Source organism: Flavobacterium sharifuzzamanii (assembly GCF_003254585.1).
Taxonomy (GTDB): domain Bacteria; phylum Bacteroidota; class Bacteroidia; order Flavobacteriales; family Flavobacteriaceae; genus Flavobacterium; species Flavobacterium sharifuzzamanii.
Genome location: NZ_QJGZ01000040.1, coordinates 508,817 through 528,944, shown reverse-complemented (window position 1 = coordinate 528,944; position 20,128 = coordinate 508,817). Strand labels below are relative to the sequence as shown.

The following is a 20,128-nucleotide window of genomic DNA, read 5'->3' as shown; positions in this document are numbered from 1 at the left end:
TCCGGTATCTCAAACCCTTCTGACGGTTTAATAAAAATTTAGTTTAATTCTTTCATTCCTTCAAAAACTAATCTTGCCACTTCTTCAGCTCCTTTAGTTTGAAAATGTGTGTTATCTTTCTGTCCTTCCGGATAAGCTTCGTATATACCTCCCTTGAAATTCATAAAATAATTTTCACTCACATATGGCTGCCCTTTTTTGGTGAAAAAATCGATTGATTTTTGGTTTAAATCAATGCACGGCACATCCAATTCTTTGGCTACCTCTTTTACCGCCTGCGGATATAAACCATGGATATTCTGCAGTTTTCCGTCTTTCCACGGAAAGTTTCTCGCTACAGGCGTAATCAAAATCGGTTTTGCTCCTTTTGCTCTTGTCTGTTCTGCAAAAAGCCTTAGAAATTCCTTATAGCCCTCAATATTTACATATCGTTCAGGCTTATCTTCGGCGGCATCATTATGGCCGAACTGCATTAAAACTAAATCGCCTTTTTTTAGATTTTCATAAACCAGGCGCCATCTTCCTTCCTGAAAGAAAGTTCTAGTGCTTCGTCCACCTCTGGCTCTATCATCAACAAAAGCACTGTCAGTTTTAATCAGTCTATCGATTTTCTTTAGACTGTCTTTTACAAAAAACTGCTGAAAAACCTGTCCCCAGCCGGTAACAGGATATCGCGTTTTCTTATAGTCTTTCCCTTCTTCATAATTGTTAGCATAATCGGCCACAGTAGAGTCCCCGATCAAATAAACCGTAGTTTTGGGTTTTGGTTTTATAAAAGACATTACTGCAAATGCCAAAGCCATACAGAGAATTGAAATAGTGAATCTTGAATTCATAATTCTTTATTTTTTAAAAACATTAGTTAAAAATTGATCTATATATTGAATTGTCGGGTCAAACCAAAGATTGAAAAGACAAAAGGCATGCGGTGAGTTTTCAAATTCGTGAACCTCCGAATAGATTCCGTTTTCTGTCAAAACTTTTCTGAAATCATCTCTTCCAGCATGCATTCTAGGAATGGAACTATTAATAAATAAAGTGGGCGGAGTTGAAGCGTTTACATAAGACAGCGGAGAAGCGGCTTCCCATAATTTCGGATTGTCTTTTCTAGAATAGCCGAACCAATAAGTCCCTGCCGAAATGTTTTTAGCATCATTACCTTCGCTGCTTTCAGGATGGGTAAAAGATAGTGTTCCGTCAATATCAATTATGGCGTTGACTTGAGATTTTGAGCTTGATTTTGTCACTTCTCCCTCAAACAGAGGCATATTGCCTGTTACTCCCACAAAAGCTGCCAGTTCTCCACCGGCAGAAAATCCAAGGGAAACAATTTGATTTGGATTAACATTATACTTATCGGCATTTTCTCTTACCCAGCGAATCGAAGCTTTAATATCGTAAACTGCTGCCGGAAAAAGCGCTTCTGTAGAAAGTCTGTACTCGGGCGTAAAACAGACATAGCCTAGGCTTGCCAATTTCTGCGCCATCTGATGATGCTGCTCTCGGCTTCCAGATCTCCATCCTCCGCCATGAATAAGTATAATGGCTGTCTGTTTATCTTTTTTATTTTTATCAAAAAAAACATCCAGTTTCATTTTCCGTTTTCCGTAAATGCAATATACAATGTCGTTTTTCTGCACAAGAGCGTCAAAATGCATTTCGGAAACGAGAGAAATATTAGGAAAGTATTTCAATGTTTTTTTGAATGCGCTCCTATTATTGAAAGAAGTGTCTTTAACCTGAGTCAATCCTTCCAAATATTGCGCGTTCATCTTTTGAAGAAATAAGATCCAGACCCAAATAAATGCTGCTTTTAATTTTCTGTTTTGAAACTTCATTCTTTATTTATTTAATCGATTATAACTTCTGAAAGATGCTTTTTAAAACTTCAATTTGGTTTCCAATCTTTTAAAATGGCTTTCATCGAATATTCCTTTTTAAATTGTACTGCTGAAAGCTGATGAGACCAACTGGCTCTTGATGCAGCATTTGCTCCTGCTCCTGTAGATTGATATTCGGCATAAAAAGCCGTTTTTTCAGCTTCTGGTTTTCCCCAATTATGCCAACCTAATGGTTTAATGTGTGAATCCATTTCACATCTTATAAAAACAGTTTTAGCATAATTTCTCCACGGTCTTCCAAGGAAATAAGAGTTATCTCCTGAATTTGAAGTCAGTTTGCAGTTTAGGAATATAAATCCGTACGGGCTAGATTCAGGCGTATTGGCAGCGGTAATATAAGAGCCTCCTTTTTTAGAGAAGATTTCACATTGGTCAAAAATCACGGTCGAACCTCCAAAAATGAAATCAGTTGTTCCTTCGATATAACAGTTTTTGTAATACTGCCTGCTGCCACTTTCTCTAGGATATAAAGTGTCTTGAAATCCTAAAAATCTGCAATTCTCGAAAATGATCCGGTCTCCGTCAATTCTAACTGCCACTGCCTGCCCAACTGGGCCAGACGAATTCTCGAAAGTAATATTCTGCGCTTTAAAACCATTGCCTGCAACAATAAAACTGGCAGATCCGGAAGTTCCCACTGTTGCTCCTGCACCATTCGATTTGGATGCATAGTCATCATAAGTCAGGATTACATTTTCTCTGCTTTCCCCAATCAGCGTAATGTTATTTCTATTTAAGGCCAATTCTAGTTTTTCTTTGTAGATTCCATTCTTTACAAAAATTTTAGTTTCTGATGTTTTTAATAATGGCACCGAATTAAATGCCTCTTGAACAGTTTTAAAATCTCCTTTTCCATCTGCATCCACAACAATATCGTAAGGCTTGGTTTCTTTTAGAGAATCATTTGCAAACGAAAGATTCATAAAGAAAATGGAAACTGCCATAAATTTGAATAGTATCATTTTTTTTCTGTTTTAGTCCACCACTTTTACTTCGCCTTTAATCGATTCCAGCACTTTTAAATCTTTATCCATAACCATTTTTTTACCGTTGGTTTTTAATGAAATATCTTTTGTTTCTACCCCTCCAACCCAAAACATCTGATTTTCTCCCGTAGATTTCAAACCATCCAAACTCACATTCTGGCTGTTTGAAAAACTTACCGCGATTCCAGGTTTGTCTAATCTTAAATCAAGATTTTTAAAAGTGATTTTGCTTGTATAGTTCAACTGAACTCCAATATCTGAACGGATAATCATGTTATCAAATTCGATGTTAGTAACTGGCATTTCTGGGATTCCCATAATTTTCAAAGCCTGAGCAGCACCATTTACATAAATGTTTTTGAAATACATATTTTTAAAGGCAGGCGTACCATCAGAAATAGCTTCTTTTGCGACTGTTATTTCGCCTGTTGTTTTATCTTCTGATAAAGATTTTCCGAAATAATACAAATTAAAATTGATGGCGTCTGTCGGAATATTATTCATGCGAATGTCCTCCATCCAAATATTCTCCACTACACCGCCACGTCCGCGGACAGATTTAAAACGAAGTCCGCAGTCTGTTCCATTAAATGTTAGGTTCTTGGCAAATATATTCTTAACGCCTCCAGACATTTCGCTTCCAATTGTAAAACCTCCATGTGCGTGATAAACCACACAATCTGTAATCACAAAAAATTCAGTTGGTTTTGCACGGTCTCTTCCTTCTTTATCTTTTCCAGATTTAATGCAGATCGCATCATCGCCAACATCAAAACGACAATTGGTTACCGTTCCGATTCGGCAGGATTCTAAATCTAAACCATCTCCATTTTGAGAATACCAAGGATTGCGAATTGTTAAGTTTCGTAGAGTAAGATGCTCACATATTAACGGATTCACATTCCAAGCAGGAGAATTTTGAAAAGTGACACCGTCTAAAAGCAGTTTTTTGCAATTAACCAAACTTACCATAACCGGACGAAGCGCTTCTTTGTAAGGCTCCATGTTTTCTACGGTTTCTTTTTTAGGCAACTTATTTCTTTCCTCATTCCCTTCATAAGCTCCTTTAGAAGGATACCAGATTTTTCCGTCTTTAGACAGAACACCGCCAGATTTTACCAATTCGTCCCATTGCCCAGCAGTCATTTTTCCGATTTTGACAGGTCTCCATACAGCGCCATTTCCGTCAAAAATTCCCTGACCGGTAATGGCAATGTTTTCTAGGCCAACTCCCATAATTGGCGATTCACAGCGAATGACTTTATTGCCTTCAAAATAGGATTCTATTAGTTTGTACTGCTTTAAATCGCCTGTAAAAGAAACAAAAGCGCCATTTTGCGTATGCAGATTTACATTGCTTTTCAGTTTTATTGGTCCCGTTGTCCATAATCCGGCAGGAATTACCACAACCCCTCCCCCCGATTTAGAACATTTTTCAATTGCCGAATTAATGGCATTTGTGCAAAGCTGTTCTGTGTTTGGCATTGCTCCAAAATCGAGAATATTTAAAGTGTCTCTTTTAAACTCTGGAACTTGCACCTCTGGCATTTTAAAAGGGATTTTTAAACTTGATTTATCTTTTTTATCCAATGCATTCACAGTTGCTTTCTTTTGTCCAATACATGAAAAAGCCATAAAAAGAAATGCTGTTATAAAAAGTGTGCTTTTAATTTTTATCATAACCCATTGTAATTTTGATATATTATTTTTTGTCTAAAGATTTTTGCAATTCGATCCCAGCCAGAATATAAGAGCCAACTGCTTTTGCATCGTCATCTCTAATAGGTTCAGAAATATAGTATTCAAATGAACCGTTTCTATCTTCAGGATTTTTGCCTCCTAATCCCGCAACGGCACAGCATTTCGAAATTGAAATAGTTCCGTCTTCATTATCTTTTATAAATTCTTTTTGAATTCCGTTAAAACCTTTTTTTGCCGATTTCAGAAATTTTTGGTCTACATACCCTTTGTTGCAAGCTTTAGCAAAAGAATACACAAACATTGCAGAACAAGTCGATTCCAGATAGTTCCCCTTTCTTCCCGGCTGATCCATTACTTGCCACCAGACTTCTGTTTTAGAATCTTGCGCTTTTAGAACAGCATCAAAAACCAGTTGAACAATTTTTATTAAATCTTTTCTTTTAGGATGATTTTCTGGAACAAAGTCTAAAATATCAACCAAAGCCATACAATACCAGCCTTGTGCTCGCCCCCATACATGCGTAGAAGTTCCGGTTGTTTTGTTTGCCCAGAATTGCTCGCGTTTTTCATCATAACCATGTAAATTCAAACCTGTTTTAGCATCAAAAGTGTGTTTCTGAATTAATTCTGCTTGAAGGATAGCATCATCAATCGCTTTTGGATCACTGAAAACTGCTCCGTATTGCGCTGAAAAAGGATCTGCCATATAAACGCCATCCAGCCACATTTGCCACGGATAGCTCTTTTTATGCCAATAGCCTCCATCAGAATTCCGTGGATGTCCTTCTAATTGTTTGCGCAATAAATCCATCGCTTTTTTATAGCGCGAATCATTTGTCTTTTTATAAATTTCAAAAAGTATTTTTCCGGAATTTATCAGATCCAAGCTGTATTTATCAAGTTCATAGCCTCCTAATATGTTTCCATCTTTGTCAATTAATTGTTCGGCATAAGAAAGTCCGTAATCCAAATATTTCTGATTTTTGGTATAATCATATAATTTCTGATTGGCAAGAGCCACCAAGCCATTTGTATAATTCCATTTGGGATATTTGACTCCATCCAGAAATACTGGATTTGGAACACGTTTCTGATCTGAATCGGCCATTTTAACTGCCCATTCCACTGGAGATAATTCTTTTTCATTTGCCGATCTTGATTGCCCGAAAGAAATGATTCCAACGAACAAAGCAAGAAAACAATATTTCATTTTATGCTTCATGCTATTTCTAATTTTCTTCAACTCTAAACCAATCGTAATCGGCGTAACTGCTGTCATTTATAGTTTTCGATCCTGTTGCAAAAAGTCCGATTTTAGCCCCAACCCATCTTCCCGCGCTTGGCTTGAATGATTCTCCCAGTTTTTTAAAATTCTTTCCATCAATGCTGTAATAAAAAGTGACTTTAGCATCAAAAGGTTCTTTGTTCTGAATCATTTCTACTTTGGCACGCAGACTCACTTCTTTTTTATTGACAGGAATCGATGCCATTTCTTTCTCCAATTCTTTAGAAGTTCTGGCGCTTTTCATAGTGCGCTGCACCAAATTTAAATTACCTGCTTTATCCTGTTCAATTGCGATGTAAGCGTAATCTTCGCCAAATACAATCAAGCCTGAACCGCTTACTCCTGCATCTGGATTATTCTCGAAAGTTAATTTTGCTGTTGCCATAAAATTGGCACCGGGAAATTTTTGCAATAAAAGATTCGGCATCATCCACATGGTTTTTACTCCTTCTTTTTTCGCAATGCAGTTTAGACGCATAAAACCAAGATTTGCTGAAGACCATCCCCAATGCTCGGCAGGATTCTGATTGGCTTGCCATTGCCATTGCAGTCCCAATTGATGGCTATTAAATTCATCTGAAGAAACTAATGGCGTTGCCGCATAATTCTTCCCTACGTTTGGTTTTGTCCATTCCATAACAGGCTCTCCAATTCCATCCTTATTGGAATCTTTCCCCATAATAGGCCAACCGTCTTTCCAAGTCACAGGCTGCAAATGAACCACGCGCCCGTAAGCCCAACGGTCTTGAAAATGCAAAAACCATCCGTCTCGGTTTGGAGTTTCAACATAACCGCCTTGATGAGGCCCGTTAACTGGTGAATCTCCTTGATGAAGAACCACTTTATATTCATAAGGCCCCCAAACATTTTTGGAACGCATTGCCAATTGCCATCCTGGCTTTACGCCACCTGCAGGAGCCATAATCCAATAGTATCCTTCACGTTTGTACATTTTTGAACCTTCAACTGTGGTGTGTCCGTTATGCCCGTCAAAAACCAAAGCTGGATTTCCTATTAGTTTAGTTCCGTCTGATGCCATTTCAGACAGCATTAAAACTGTTTTCACATTGGCGCGGCTTCCTGCAAAAGCATAAGATAAATACGCTTTTCCTTCTTCATCCCAAAATGGGCAGGTATCTATAATTCCTTTTGCTTCTTTTACTAAAATTGGCTCGTCCCAAACACCGGCAGGATTTTTGGTTTTTACCATAAATATTCCAAAATCTGGATCTCCCCAGTAAATAAAATACTCGCCATTGTGGTAACGGATAGATGGGGCCCAAACGCCATCGCCATGACGAACGGTTTGATAATGTTCTATCGGAAATAGATTTTGCAATGCATATCCAATCAATTCCCAATTTACAAGGTCTTTAGAATGAAGTATAGGAAGTCCCGGAACACTGTTAAAACTCGAGGCTGTCATGTAATAACCATCTTCTCCAGCACAAACATCGGGATCAGAATAATCTACATGCAAGATTGGATTTTTGTATTTTCCATTTCCTAAGTCGGCGTTCCAGCCTTGTGCATTTGCTCCCAAATACCAAAATAATCCTAAGGCGAATAGCAATTGTTTGAATTTCATTGTATTGATTTTTATTATATAATTCGCTTCATTAAAACATCACAAAAAAGTCTTGATGTTTTAAAGTCTAATTTTCTTCTATTAATCTAAGGAAGACAGTACAATGAAGTATCCTCAACCACAAGGATACTTCATGAAAGTACTGAAACCACTTAATTAACAAAACTTAAGGCAACCATCTTGTGTCTCCTACTTTATTGGTTACAATTGGAGAATTTGGATCTTTAATCATCAAATTGCCATTTGCAGGATCAACAAATAAATTTTGCGCGCTTATGCCCAGATCGGTTCCCTGAATTGCTGCGGCACCTAGCAGATAATCTGTCGTTGTATAATTGTTTCCGTAAGTTGCAGGCGTATTGGCTGCAATTGCCTGAATTACTTTACCGCAAGAAGATGCCAATAATACATTCTTAAAGATTAAAGTAGATCCGACGGCATTCGGAATATTTATTAATGCCCTGTTATACGCATAATCGTAAATCGTAATATTTTGGTATTCTAATTGGATCGGATAAGCCGATGTGCCATAATCAAACAGGTTTTTAAAGTTTCGGTTCTTGTCTGCTGTCTGATAGTAATCTCTCATGAAAGTGCAGTTTGAGAATTTGGCTTTCTTCACATTATCAGCTCCGGCAGAACCGAATACAAATGTTCCGTATGGTCCTGAGTGTCCTCCCACCTGATCAAACGTACAGTAGCTCATGTCAAATTCACCAATTTCTTTGTATTTTCCGTTTCCTTGATGTCTCCAGAATCCACGTTTAAAATAATTGAAAACACAATTGTAGAAAGTAATTTTATCTAATTTCCAAGCTGTTCCGCTATTAAAGAAATAACTTGCGTCAATAGTCTGATAAAAACGAATGTTTTCAAAAGCCAATTCCGACAAATAAGAACCCTCTGCAATATTCCAGTTTCCGTTCATTTCGATCTGAGGGCGTTCTCCTTCCGTTCCTCCTGTAAGTTTGAATCCTTTTGAAATGGTAAAAGGCGTAATTTTAAACAGTGAACCGGCTTCAAGGAAATATTCTGTTCCTTCTGGGATGGTCGGATCGTCATTGTTTGTTCTCAATAAAGCATCCAAATCCATTCCTTTTGTTACAATAATAGTGGATGTTGATGGACCTGCCGAACGGAAAGAAACCTGATTATAAGGCTTATCATAACGTCTTGGTTTGTTGTTGTCGAAAATATTTACATTGTACAATGTGTTTTTTTCTAAGCCAGCTACTGTTGCTTCTCCTTTGGCAATTTCCGCAGAAGTTAGCTTACGGCCAATTGCAGGAATTTCAGCAGATTGTGCAGGCGAAACAGAAATGCTGTCTACTGGATTCTGAGGAGAAATATCCCAGTTTACTGTAACTTCAGTTTCTGTAATATTAACCTTTTCTACTGTATGCAAAATTGGATCAAACGGCGGACGCTCTTCTGTTAAAGCATTGGTATAGGACCATTGCGAATTATGCCCGTCTATAGCATGATTAGATCTTACTCTAATGTAAAACTGCGTTTTATACGGAATGTCATCCATTAAAAGTTGGGTGTCTGTCGTTGTATACGATTTGTATAAACTTTTATAATAATTGTCTAAATGCAGCTCTACGGTATAAGATGCCGCATCGTTAACTTTATACCATACAATGGCTATTGAATTGCCTTTTACTAAAGGGGCTACAAGTACAAATTTTGGCTGAAACAGATCTTGTTCTTGCGGATATTTAAACTCATCGTTTTCACAAGATATCAGCATTTCTCCGCAGGCAATTAAACCAATTAGAGACAGTATATAAAGTATTTTTCTAAAGTTTTTCATGCTTTACTTGATTTAAAAATTAAATCCATAATAATTTTGAATAGCTCCTCTATGATCTGTAATTACCTTAGAAGGATAGGGACATAAATAACGTAATGGATCTGTTGGAGATACTGATGAAGCGTTGTTGTAATTGATGAATCCTCTAAAACTCCATTTGATATCGTTTCTTGGTTCATAACTTGCCGTTTCGTTGTTTAATGAATACCAGCTTACAGCAAACGGAAGTTCTGTATAACCTGCAGGGCGAGCTTGCAGAATTTCATCAATTCCTTTGATATCTAAGATTGTTCTGCCAGAGTTAACAGGATCCGGAATGTTTTTATAATAAATGCTTCCTGGAACCTGGTCGATGCCAGGAACATAAGCTCCATTGGCTACGCGTCCCCAATTGTATAGTCTGTAGTATTGATTGTAAATCACTTCGCTGAATTTATTCCAGCGCGCCAAATCGAATTTACGTTTGCTTTCTCCGCCAAATTCCCATTTGCGCTCGTCCATAATAGCTTTAAAGAACAAATCGGGCGATGATTTAGACATTACATAATTATCTACTTTAGTTCCCCAATCTGCTTGAGCAAAAGCTCTTCTTCTCACACGTCTCAAACATTCACGTGCATCTTCGCGAGGGCCAAAACGTTCATTCACCGCTTCAGCGTACATTAGCAGTACATCTGCAAAACGCATCCAAGAATAGTTGATTCCCGTACCTTTCTGGCTTGTGCTTCCCAACGGATCATTCATCCATAATTTAGACCATTTTCCAACAGCCAAACGTGCCAAATCCAAACGAATTACCTGATTTAAATTTTGATCGTAAGAAAGCGGCGCACAAGTAACATCTCTTCTTAAATCTTTATTATCGAACGAATAAAGATATTCTCCGCACAAGCTAAGGGTTCCTGAAGCGCTTCCGTAAGGATGGTTCCCTTCAATAATCGGAATTCCAGCAAAATAGCCGTACTCGCCTGTAGAGTTTTTCAGCATTGGAATTGAGAAAATAACATCGTCATTTACTGGTGTTTCCCAATTGTTCTGTTTAATCCAGAAATCTCTAAAGCTTAATTTTAAATCATGCTGTCTCCCTAAAATTACTTTTTCCAGATATTGGATTGCAATATCATAATACTGCTCGTAATTTTTTCCTCTTTCCATATGCCCAATACTTGCCGGATTGTTTTCGTCCGGGCGAAGCGTCCATCCTCCTCTTGTAAGAGCCAATAATCCAATTAAACCTTGATTGAAACTTCTAGAAGCGCGTTCCACTCCATAATCCAATTCGTTTGCATTTTTCATATAAGGCTCAACTGACTTTAAATCGTCAATTAAAAATTCAAGAATCACATTTCGGTCTGTTGTACCTACCGCAAAATTCTCATCTCCAGTTGAAGATTTAGTGCGGAAGACAACGTCTCCCCAAATGCGGATCATATCCAAATACACCATTGCACGAATTGTTTTCACTTCTCCATACATCTGCATAATAGTGGAAGGAGCATTTTTTGGATCTGCTTTATACAAATCAGAACTTTCAATTCCTTCAATTACATCATTGGCAGTATTGATGATTTTGTACATGGCGCTCCAAGTGCCATTTAAAGTAGTCCAATATGGCTTTGGATCGTAACACGCAATATCAGAACCGTTTCCGTTTACTGTATTGGTCGACACGCCAGACATTTCTACATCTGTATTCATGTTAAAAACAAAAGCAAGGCGGTTAGCGTAAGCATCATCAGTCAGCATAAGCGTATAAACACCCGCAACAGCAGACTGAATGTCTTTCTCTGATTTGAAAACTTCTGCTTGGGTAAAGCCAGATCCTGGCTGTACATCCAGATATTCGTCGCAGGCTGTAAAAAACAGCGCAACTAGCAGAAAACTAAATATTATCTTTTTATTCATCTTTGTGAGATTTAATATTGTTTAATTAAAATGACAGCTGCACTCCAAAAGCGTAATTGCGCGTTCTTGGATAAGCATTGTAATCAATATTTGGTGTTAATCCTGTTTCAAGATTGATATCTGGATCGTATCCTGAATAGTTCGTCCAAACAAATAAGTTGCTTCCTGTCGCATATAGCCTAATTCTGCTGAATCCCACTTTTGAACTGTTTTGTTTTGGAATAGTATAACCAATGCTCAAAGTGTTTAATCTCAAGAACGAACCATCTTCGACTGCATAAGACATGGCAATAGGGCGTCCAAGAGATACCGGATTCCACATGGTAGCGTTTTCGTTTTGTTTTGCCAGCTGTTCTGGCGAATAGCGAAGATCATTACCCATGTCGTCATAATTTCTCCAGCGATTGTCCAGTCCTACATCCATACTGAAATTGTTCTGGTTGTTCTGGAAGAAAGAAGTCGTCATAATCTTATTGGCGTTGTAGACATCAAATCCTGACATGAAATTGAAAAATGCCGTCAAATCGAAATTTTTCCAAATGGCATTTACTCCAAAACCTCCAGAAAAATCAGGATTTGTATCTCCGATAACCTTTCTGTCTTTATCTCCAATTACATAGCTGTTTGGGTCTGAAGGATCAACAGGAGCCAGTTTTTTAAACTTGGCATTTCCTGGAACCGGATCTCCCGAAAGATTTTTTGAATTGGCAACACCCTCTTTTAATTTCCAAGTTTTAGTTACTGCATCAAAAGATTCAAAGTCATCCATTGTATAGAAGCCATCGTTTACGAAACCATAAATCAACCCTTTTGTTCCGCCTACGTAAGCACGGTAATCATCATCATTTAATAATTGTGTTCCTGCCCAGCCCGAACTTAAAATCCATTCTTGTTCCCCGCTCGCCAGTTTGTCAATTTTATTTTTGTTGTAGCCAATATTAAAAGTCAAATCAACTTGAAAATCTTTTTTCTTAATTACGCTTCCGTTGATTGCAAATTCGACACCTTTATTAGAAGTCTGCCCGACATTGGTCATCATTTTTGTAAAACCGGAAACCGAAGCAATATCAGATGGCACTAATAAATCTTTTACCTTATTGTGATAGAAATCTAAAGTTCCTGTAAGCCTTTCTTTGAAAAAACCAAAATCAAGACCTACGTTTGCCGTATAGGTTGTCTCCCATTTTACGTTTGGATTGTTCAGATACTTGTCGTTGTAAAAATTATAGTAGTAATGGTTTTCTTCTCCCCATCCTACAGAACGGTCTCTGGAAACTCCGTAATACTTTGCATATAAATCGCCTTTAATTCTATCATTGCCTGAAGCTCCATAACTCAAACGAAGTTTTAGGTTTGAAACCGTCTGGCTATTTTTTAGGAAACTTTCATTTGAGACCCTCCAAGCAAAAGCGCCCGCTGGGAAAACTCCCCATCTGTTGTCTGGACCGAATTTTGTAGAACCGTCAGTACGAACGGTAAACGTAAAAAGATAACGATCGTCATAACCGTAATTCGCTCTTCCAAAAAATGACGAAATTCTATTTGGAGATTCTGCATTTGAACCATTATCAAAAGGAGTTCCCAAAGCTAGGTTGTCTAAAGCTTTTTCTCCAGTTATGTCTTCAGGAAAATAACGGGTGCGGAAAAACTTAATTGAACTTTCCTGATCTTTTATTTCCTGTCCAACCATCAATTGGAAATCGTGGCGTTCTTTTAACTTAAATCCGTAGTTTAATACGTTGTTCAGCTGCCAGCGTGGCGATTGGGCCATAGACCAATATGTTAGAGGCATATTGTTATTCTCTAATGCCGTTTTAGTATCTGTTCCCCAGAAACGGCCGTCTTCCTGATATTTATATTCGTAACCGAATGAAGAGCGAAGTGTCAAGCCTTTTTTGATTGTCCACGTTAAAGCTCCGGTAGTGTTAAATATTCTCGTAGTGCGTTTACGGTAGTTTTTCTCTGCTTCTTCGAATGGATTAAAACGAGGTTTAATTTCATAATCGTCCGGATCAAAATAAGTATTATCTTCAGGCAAAGTCATATAATCTTCCAAACCTCCTGTCGGCGCCTCACGCAAAGCTCTAAGCAAGCTCACTCCATCTGTTCCGGAACCGTCGATGGTTTGATTGGTTAAACGGGTCTGATATTCGAAGGTAAGATTGTCTGTTAATTTTGAATTTAAAATCAGATAAACATAATTCTGACGCATACCGGTTCCAACCAAAACCCCAGGCTGATCCTGATTTACAAACGTAAATTTGAATTTCGTTTTTTCGCTTCCCCCATTTACGTTGATATCCGTGTATCTTGCGATTGGATTGCTTCCAAAAATTTCATTTTGCCAATCTGTACCTTTATTCCCTTTATAAATGTAATATTCGCTTGGTCTGCCGTACATATTATAAAATGCAGTTGGGTTAGAAGTCCCCTTGCGCGCGAACTCGTACTGCATCATCACAAATTCATAAGGATCCATAACATCCAAATGATTGGCAAGCGTTTTAATTTGAGTATAATTATGAATGTTAACCGAAACCTTTCCGGCTTTTGGAACTTTAGTCGTTACGATGATTACTCCATTTGCTCCTCTTGCACCATATACGGCTGTAGAGGCTGCATCTTTTAAAACTTCCACCGATTCGATATCTGTTGGCGGAATATCATTTAAGTTGGCAACTTCAAAACCGTCAACTAGGATTAATGGCGAATTGTCTTCAGTAATTGATCCGCCTCCACGAATTCTAATTTTAACATCTGCTCCTGGCGAGCCGTCAACCGTTGTAACCTGCACTCCAGGAAGTCTTCCTGTCAAAGCTTCAGCTACGTTTGATGTTGGCACTTTTGCCAATTCGGTACCTTTTATACTGGCAACCGCTCCAGTTAAGTTTTTACGTTTTTGCGTTCCGTAGCCAATTACAACAACTTCATTTAATTCGCTATTCGATTCTTTCATTGTTACTGTAATTCCAGATGTACGCCCTTTTAGCGGCACAATTTCATCATTCATACCAACAAATTTGACAATCAAAACCGCTGTTTCTGGATCTGCTACTGTAATGCTGAATTTCCCATCAAAATCGGTAACCCCATTGTTTTTTTCATTCTTTACCATAATTGTTGCGCCAGGAATGCCTCCCATGTTGTCTCTAACCGAACCGCTCACGGTTACACGCTTCTGAGCATAAGCGCCTCCTGCCAAAAACAGCACGGCTAAAATGCTACAGATATATTTTTTTATAGTCATAATTAGAATATTTTTTATTTGGTTAAAAGCCTTTCTTTGAATTTTATAATAGAATACAGCAAAGTCCAGACGCTAACTTTCTTTGGCTATCATATTATTATTTCACTAAATTCAATGGCGGCTAATAGTAATTGGTTTTAGTTTGTTTTGATAAGAAGTGTATCAAGGTTCGTTTATAAGGAAGTCGACACTCGTAACTTTATTGCCTTCAATAGGAAAAGTTCCCTGCAATTCTTTTGTTTTTACAACTTCCATATTCTGATTAAGGCATTCTATTTTAACGCGAACGTTGTTAGCCTCCTCTCCTGTTTGAAATAAAACAAAATCATCTGTGTAGTTTATCCCGCCGCTTGCCGTTGCTTTGCTTCTGGTTACAAACATGTCTTCTTTAATGTAAGTTCCATCAGCTACTTTGTAGCCGCTTCTCTTTACCAAAACTGTAGTTTTAATTGTGGTATAGCTTTTATCGGCCACAATGTCTAAAGTTTTCAAACGAAGAATTCCCGTCCGCGTAACAATATTCAGCGTCAAAGGTTCTTCAAATGGCGAAGCGTAAGGCATCGCATCTGATAAATTTACCGGCTGGTTTGCCAATGCAGGCTGTGGAACAATGAGTTGGTTAAGGTTCGTTGGAGACGGAACCATCTGCTCGGGATAGTCTGTTGCTACCAATTTGTATTCTCCATCGTCTAGAGAAAAAGGATAAAGCGAACTGTAGTTTGCAAAATATTCTCCATTTTCCCTATAGGCAAAAAGAGGTCTGGTTGAAATGCCTACATTTAAATTCCAAGGTTCGCCGTTTAATTGAAAATCCAGTTTTTTAACTGTATGGCTTTCATATTTAAGGCCGTCGCTAGAGCAAGAATTAAGAAGAAAAAATGTTCCAGCTCCAAGAATAAGATTTTTGATCATTTTCATATCTCTAAAAAATTAAAAATGATGAAAGTTTTCTTTTTGATTTATTTTAGGACTACAGTCCAAAATAGGCAGTTGAATGTTAAATTTAGTTTGGTTCATAATTTTGGTTTTAAGGTTAGTTAGTTAAAAATCAATCAAGATTATGAAGCAAAACTAGAAATCGCATACCTGATTATGGGGTAATTTTTGCTTTTCGAAATGGTACAAATCGCTATTTAAGCACTCAGAAACAGTTATTCAATAAATTTTCTTACTTTTTTTTATACAATGCAAAAAAAACAGCACCAATAAAAAGAAATATCGCAATAGCTTATTTATAGATTTATTTTCAATTATTTTATTCTAAAAAAAGAAGCCCCATTAAAATAATGAGGCTTCCATATAAATAGTTTTTATTTAAATACTGGTCAATTAAATTGCCGGCGGTATTCTGCAGGAGTATGATCGTATTTTGCCCTGAAACATTTTCCGAAGTATTTTAGATCATTAAAACCTACTTCAAAACAGATTTCCTTTATCAATAAATCATCTTCTTTCAAAAGTCTTGCTGCCTCATTTAATCGCATATCACGAATGAAAACAACGGGAGAAGCTCCTGTAATGCTTTTGAGCTTATTGAAAAAACTAGCGCGCGACATGCACATTAATTTCCCCAATTCGTCAACAGAAAAATCAGAATTTGACATATTTTCTTTTACAAATTCAATAACCTGAAACATAAATTTCTGATCCTTATTGGATATTTGAAGCGGTTTTTCTTTAGAAATTTCAATTGTGCTTCCACTGGAAAACAATTGCTGCAAACGGGCACGCTGATCTAGAACATTCTTTACTCTTGCTCTTAGCAAACTGACATTAAACGGCTTGGTCACATAATCATCTGCTCCGTATTCCAAACCTTCCAATTTGCTTTCAATAGATGATTTCGCGCTAAGCAAAATAACCGGAATATGGCTGGTTGACAAATTATCTCGAATTGACTTCAGCATCTCGATTCCGTCTTTTTCTGGCATCATAATATCGCTGATAACAAAATCTGGCAAAATTTCTTCAGCTTTTATGCAACCTTCATCACCATTTTCGGCGGTATAAATCGTGTAATCGCTTTCTAAAATAGAAACAATAAAAGCAAGCAGTTCTGGATCATCTTCCACAACAAGTCCAATCGGATGCTCTCTAGCAGATTCTTTTATAATTATCGTTTCCTGCTCAGTTTCGAAATCTTGATTTATTTCATCAGAAAAATGCTCTTCCGTTTCTTCCAATAAAATATCAACATCGTCTTTGAAGTGCTGATAACCTTTTAAAAATGCAATTTGAAAACTGCTTCCTTTTCCTTGGGCACTGTCAATTAAAACTTCCGCTCCATGTTTATCGGCAATGTCTTTAATAATAGAAAGCCCAAGGCCTGTACTCGGATTGGAAAGATTTTCATTGTAATTTGAAAAACGCACAAATAGCCTTTTTTGAAGTGTAGGGCTAATTCCTGGCCCATTATCGCTTACGGTTAAAAAGACATGCTTTTCTGACTCTTCGACTTTTACCTCTATAGAATCTCCTTTGCTGCAATATTTAAAAGCATTAGAAAGCAAGTTGACTAAAATTTTATCCAAACTGTCTGGATCTGCCCAAATTTTAGGTTCTGAAGAATGAATATCAACTTTCAAATTTATATGGCTCTGCGCACTCATCTCACTAAAATCCTCACACATTTGAGATACGAATTCTCCCAGATTGATTTCGCGAATAGCCAGTTTTTTATCTTGAACTCTTCTCAAATCCAAAATCTGATTGACCAGGTTCAATAATTTATTGCTGCTTTTTTCAATAATGCGAAGCTGTCCTTTTGCAGCATCCTTCAAATCATCATCTGCAAGCATCACTTCCAAAGGAGCAGCAATCATAGTAAGCGGCGTGCGGATTTCATGCGAAATATCGGTGAAGAATTTCAGTTTCAATTCGCTCATCTGTTTTTCCAGCTTCACATCATTTCGAAGTTTCAAAATAGTAATAATGGCTCTTCTTGTTAAGAAAAATAAACCTCCAGCTAATATCAAATAGCAGAAATAAGCAAAATTAGTTCCCCATATCGAAGGCCTAATCGTGATCTTAATCCGCCTTTCGTTGTTCATCCATAAATTATGTCCGTTTGTGGAAGAAACCAAAAGCGTATAGCTCCCTCTGCCCAAATTGGTATAGTTAATAGACTGTCCTCCTTTAATGTAATTCCATTGCTTATCAATGCCTTCCAATTTGTAGCGGTACACAATATTTTCGCTTTTTAAATAATCCAAAGCCGAAATTTGCACTCTGAAGAAATTCTGATTGTGCTCCAGGGCAACTTCCTGCAGCAAATCGGGATTTTTTGGAGTTTCAGGATTTATTTCGTGCAATTCTTTATTATTCACCAAAAACCCAGAAATCGCCAAATAAGGTTTAAAATGGAAAGGCTTTATATTTTCTGGTTTGAAATAAATTACGCCATTAGAATATCCTACAGCTATTTCTCCATTTAAAAGTTCGCATTTTGTCGCTTCAGAAAATATCTCGGTTCCGATAATTGATTTTAATTCTGGAAACGTTTCGGCGCTGTTATTTTTAGGATCAAAACGAACAATCTGATTGTCGCTCATTAGCCAGATTTTACCCGCTTTATCTTCCTGAATGGCTACAACTCCTTCAACTGGAAAGGAAACCATTTCATTCCAAATAGATTTAACGTTCAATTGTCCTTTTTTATCCAAATCTGCCATTATCAATCCCATGCCGTTGGTTGCCAATGCCATCTGATTGTCATGGGTGATTAGAATATCCAAAATATCATTTCCTGAAACTTGAGAATATTCATTAAATTTTATTTTGTTTGTCGATTTAGCATCTTCCGAAAAAGAAAACAATTTATAGGATGAAATAAAAAATATCTTATGGTCTTTGTTTTCTACAATCGAACGGACTTTATCTGCTGTTTTTATTGGATAGTTTCTTAATTCATTTTTAAAATTAATAAATTGAATTTTGCCGCTTGATTCACGAATAATATTGACCCCGCCGCCCCAAGTCGCAATATAAATCTGTCCGTTTGAAGCTTGAAAGATTTTAAAAATATCATCTGAGTTTAAACCGTAACTGTCATTTTCATTGTATTTATAATGAACAACTTTATATTTAAAAGACTGATCAGTTGGAGATAGGCAAAATAATCCGTTTCCTCTAGTTCCTACCCAAATTCTGCCTTTGTTATCCTGAAGCATACTGTAAATATCGGCTCCCCAACCCGGCCCTGAAGAAGACAATGTTCCGTCAGAAGCCAAAAAACCGATTTTCTTTTTCTGGCTGTCAAACAAAGCAATTTTCTCTTTACGGCTCGCCACCCAAAGATTTCCACTATTATCTTTCATCAAACTTCGCACATTGTGTTTATGATGGTCATTTGAGGAATTGAGATTTAGAGTTGAGAAACTGCTATTGCTGAAGGTTACCAAATCCAATCCTTGCTTAAAAGAGCAAAACCACAGATTTCCTAATCTGTCAAACATTGCCGTGTGCATTAAATCTGAAACCGACTCTTTTGATTCGTTAATGCATCTGATTACAGAAGAAAGTTTATTGTTTTTTTCGTCCCAATAAGAAAATGGAGCGTTTCCAGATTGTATCCACACCGTTCCATTTGGAGAAGTAATCATAAAACTCTTCCTTTGTCCGCCAGCTGTTGCTGAATCGCTATAATCAACAGGCATGCGTTTAATTTTCCTGCTCAGAAGATCAAACTGAAACACCCCTTCGCCCTGAGCTTCAAACCAAAATTGTCTGGAACGTGTTGAGCCCAAATAATTGATTTTTTTGTTTGGAAATCCCGCTAAACTTTTGCCATTATATGCATCTAACTTTCCTGTTTTCAGATCATAAAAATAAAAAACCTGTCCTGCCGTTATGATAAGCATTTTTGCATTGGCAACAAGTTCGGAATAAATGATATCTTCTTTAATATCAAGCAGAAAGTCAAAAAATGTGCTTGCTTTTTTATTATAACGTGCCAGTTCTCCATTGTTTCCTCCAAAAATGATATCTTCTTTAGTTTCTAAAAATGAATTATACACGCAAGGTTTTCCATTAAAAAAGAAATATTGGGGATCTTTACCAGACTTGTCTAATCTGCACGTGCCTGCTTCGGTAAAAAACCAGGTAGCTCCCTGTTTATCCTCATAAATATCACTGATTTTTCCACAGCGCTTTGCCGGATCAAAGGCAATTTTTCTAACTTTTTTATTTTTTTCAAAAGCAATCGCGTAATTTTTTTCTTCGGGAAAAAGCCAAACTCTTCCTGAAGGCATTACTTTGAAATCTACAAAGGCAATACTAGCATCCTTTAAAGTTCCTTCTTCTATTGGATAATGAAAACTCAGCTCTCGAGTATCAAAATAATAAATATCATTTTTCTCAGACTGGATCCAAATTCGGTCGCTATTGTCAAACTTAAATTTAAAAACACGATTTGAAATCAAATTCAGCGAACTGTTTTGTTTTACTCTAAATTTCTGAAATGTGCTTCCGTCATAACGTATCAATCCGTTAAAAGTAGAGAGCCAGATAAATCCCTTTTTGTCCTGCTGAATATCAAGAATGCGGGATTGCCTTAATTTTAAATCGTTTGCAAAATGAGTCAGCGTACCGGAAGGCTGTGCACCGCACAAAACGCCTATCCAGCAAAAAAAGAATGCGAGTAGATTTCTTTTCATTTAAAACTTTATAAAATTAAGTGGATCACAAAAATATCAAAATTC

The 20,128-nt window shown here is 37.2% G+C and carries 11 protein-coding genes; all 11 read right to left on the bottom strand.

Going from position 1 to position 20,128, the window contains the following annotated elements; translation table 11 throughout:
* Nucleotides 1-38 precede the first annotated feature (38 nt).
* The 11 genes from DMA14_RS17120 to DMA14_RS17070 all read right to left on the bottom strand — a co-directional run bounded on the left by DMA14_RS17120 (nucleotide 39) and on the right by DMA14_RS17070 (nucleotide 20,083).
* Nucleotides 39-836, bottom strand: a complete 798-nt coding sequence (locus DMA14_RS17120) for a rhamnogalacturonan acetylesterase (RefSeq protein WP_111425795.1) — start codon at nucleotides 834-836, stop codon at nucleotides 39-41.
* A 6-nt stretch (nucleotides 837-842) separates the two neighbouring features.
* On the bottom strand, nucleotides 843-1,838 hold the full coding sequence (locus tag DMA14_RS17115) for an alpha/beta hydrolase (RefSeq protein ID WP_238989996.1): 996 nt from the start codon (nucleotides 1,836-1,838) through the stop codon (nucleotides 843-845).
* Nucleotides 1,839-1,888: 50 nt separating this feature from the next.
* Nucleotides 1,889-2,863: a pectinesterase family protein gene (locus tag DMA14_RS17110; RefSeq protein ID WP_203418321.1), complete on the bottom strand. Its 975-nt coding sequence runs from the start codon at nucleotides 2,861-2,863 to the stop codon at nucleotides 1,889-1,891.
* A 12-nt stretch (nucleotides 2,864-2,875) separates the two neighbouring features.
* Entirely contained in the window at nucleotides 2,876-4,567 is a 1,692-nt protein-coding gene (locus DMA14_RS17105) for a glycoside hydrolase family 28 protein (protein WP_111425793.1), read from the bottom strand.
* A gap of 22 nt (nucleotides 4,568-4,589) precedes the next feature.
* Nucleotides 4,590-5,867, bottom strand: coding sequence for a glycoside hydrolase family 88/105 protein (locus tag DMA14_RS17100; protein ID WP_111425792.1), 1,278 nt, complete (start codon nucleotides 5,865-5,867; stop codon nucleotides 4,590-4,592).
* Nucleotides 5,818-7,461 (bottom strand): glycoside hydrolase family 43 protein, encoded by a 1,644-nt coding sequence (locus DMA14_RS17095; protein WP_111425791.1) that lies wholly within the window; start codon nucleotides 7,459-7,461, stop codon nucleotides 5,818-5,820. Before DMA14_RS17095 ends, DMA14_RS17100 begins: the two co-directional genes overlap by 50 nt.
* Nucleotides 7,462-7,627: 166 nt before the next feature.
* Complete coding sequence (locus DMA14_RS17090) at nucleotides 7,628-9,277, bottom strand: DUF5123 domain-containing protein (protein ID WP_111425790.1); 1,650 nt, start codon at nucleotides 9,275-9,277, stop codon at nucleotides 7,628-7,630.
* A gap of 12 nt (nucleotides 9,278-9,289) precedes the next feature.
* A complete protein-coding gene (locus DMA14_RS17085; RefSeq protein ID WP_111425789.1) occupies nucleotides 9,290-11,182 on the bottom strand; it encodes a RagB/SusD family nutrient uptake outer membrane protein in 1,893 nt (630 codons plus the stop codon).
* 25 nt (nucleotides 11,183-11,207) lie between these two features.
* A complete protein-coding gene (locus DMA14_RS17080) occupies nucleotides 11,208-14,429 on the bottom strand; it encodes a SusC/RagA family TonB-linked outer membrane protein (protein ID WP_203418319.1) in 3,222 nt (1,073 codons plus the stop codon).
* Nucleotides 14,430-14,591: 162 nt separating this feature from the next.
* A complete protein-coding gene (locus tag DMA14_RS17075; RefSeq protein WP_157957726.1) occupies nucleotides 14,592-15,347 on the bottom strand; it encodes a hypothetical protein in 756 nt (251 codons plus the stop codon).
* A 407-nt stretch (nucleotides 15,348-15,754) separates the two neighbouring features.
* Nucleotides 15,755-20,083: a hybrid sensor histidine kinase/response regulator transcription factor gene (locus DMA14_RS17070; protein ID WP_111425787.1), complete on the bottom strand. Its 4,329-nt coding sequence runs from the start codon at nucleotides 20,081-20,083 to the stop codon at nucleotides 15,755-15,757.
* Nucleotides 20,084-20,128: the final 45 nt, after the last annotated feature.

Bases quoted from the DNA above. Each gene is read 5' to 3' on its own strand.
- DMA14_RS17085 (WP_111425789.1), bottom strand. From the start codon at position 11,182: ATGAATAAAAAGATAATATTTAGTTTTCTGCTAGTTGCGCTGTTTTTT.
- DMA14_RS17070 (WP_111425787.1), bottom strand. From the start codon at position 20,083: ATGAAAAGAAATCTACTCGCATTCTTTTTTTGCTGGATAGGCGTTTTG.
- DMA14_RS17115 (WP_238989996.1), bottom strand. From the start codon at position 1,838: ATGAAGTTTCAAAACAGAAAATTAAAAGCAGCATTTATTTGGGTCTGG.
- DMA14_RS17090 (WP_111425790.1), bottom strand. From the start codon at position 9,277: ATGAAAAACTTTAGAAAAATACTTTATATACTGTCTCTAATTGGTTTA.
- DMA14_RS17105 (WP_111425793.1), bottom strand. From the start codon at position 4,567: ATGATAAAAATTAAAAGCACACTTTTTATAACAGCATTTCTTTTTATG.
- DMA14_RS17080 (WP_203418319.1), bottom strand. From the start codon at position 14,429: ATGACTATAAAAAAATATATCTGTAGCATTTTAGCCGTGCTGTTTTTG.
- DMA14_RS17100 (WP_111425792.1), bottom strand. From the start codon at position 5,867: ATGACAGCAGTTACGCCGATTACGATTGGTTTAGAGTTGAAGAAAATT.
- DMA14_RS17120 (WP_111425795.1), bottom strand. From the start codon at position 836: ATGAATTCAAGATTCACTATTTCAATTCTCTGTATGGCTTTGGCATTT.
- DMA14_RS17110 (WP_203418321.1), bottom strand. From the start codon at position 2,863: ATGATACTATTCAAATTTATGGCAGTTTCCATTTTCTTTATGAATCTT.
- DMA14_RS17095 (WP_111425791.1), bottom strand. From the start codon at position 7,461: ATGAAATTCAAACAATTGCTATTCGCCTTAGGATTATTTTGGTATTTG.
- DMA14_RS17075 (WP_157957726.1), bottom strand. From the start codon at position 15,347: ATGAAAATGATCAAAAATCTTATTCTTGGAGCTGGAACATTTTTTCTT.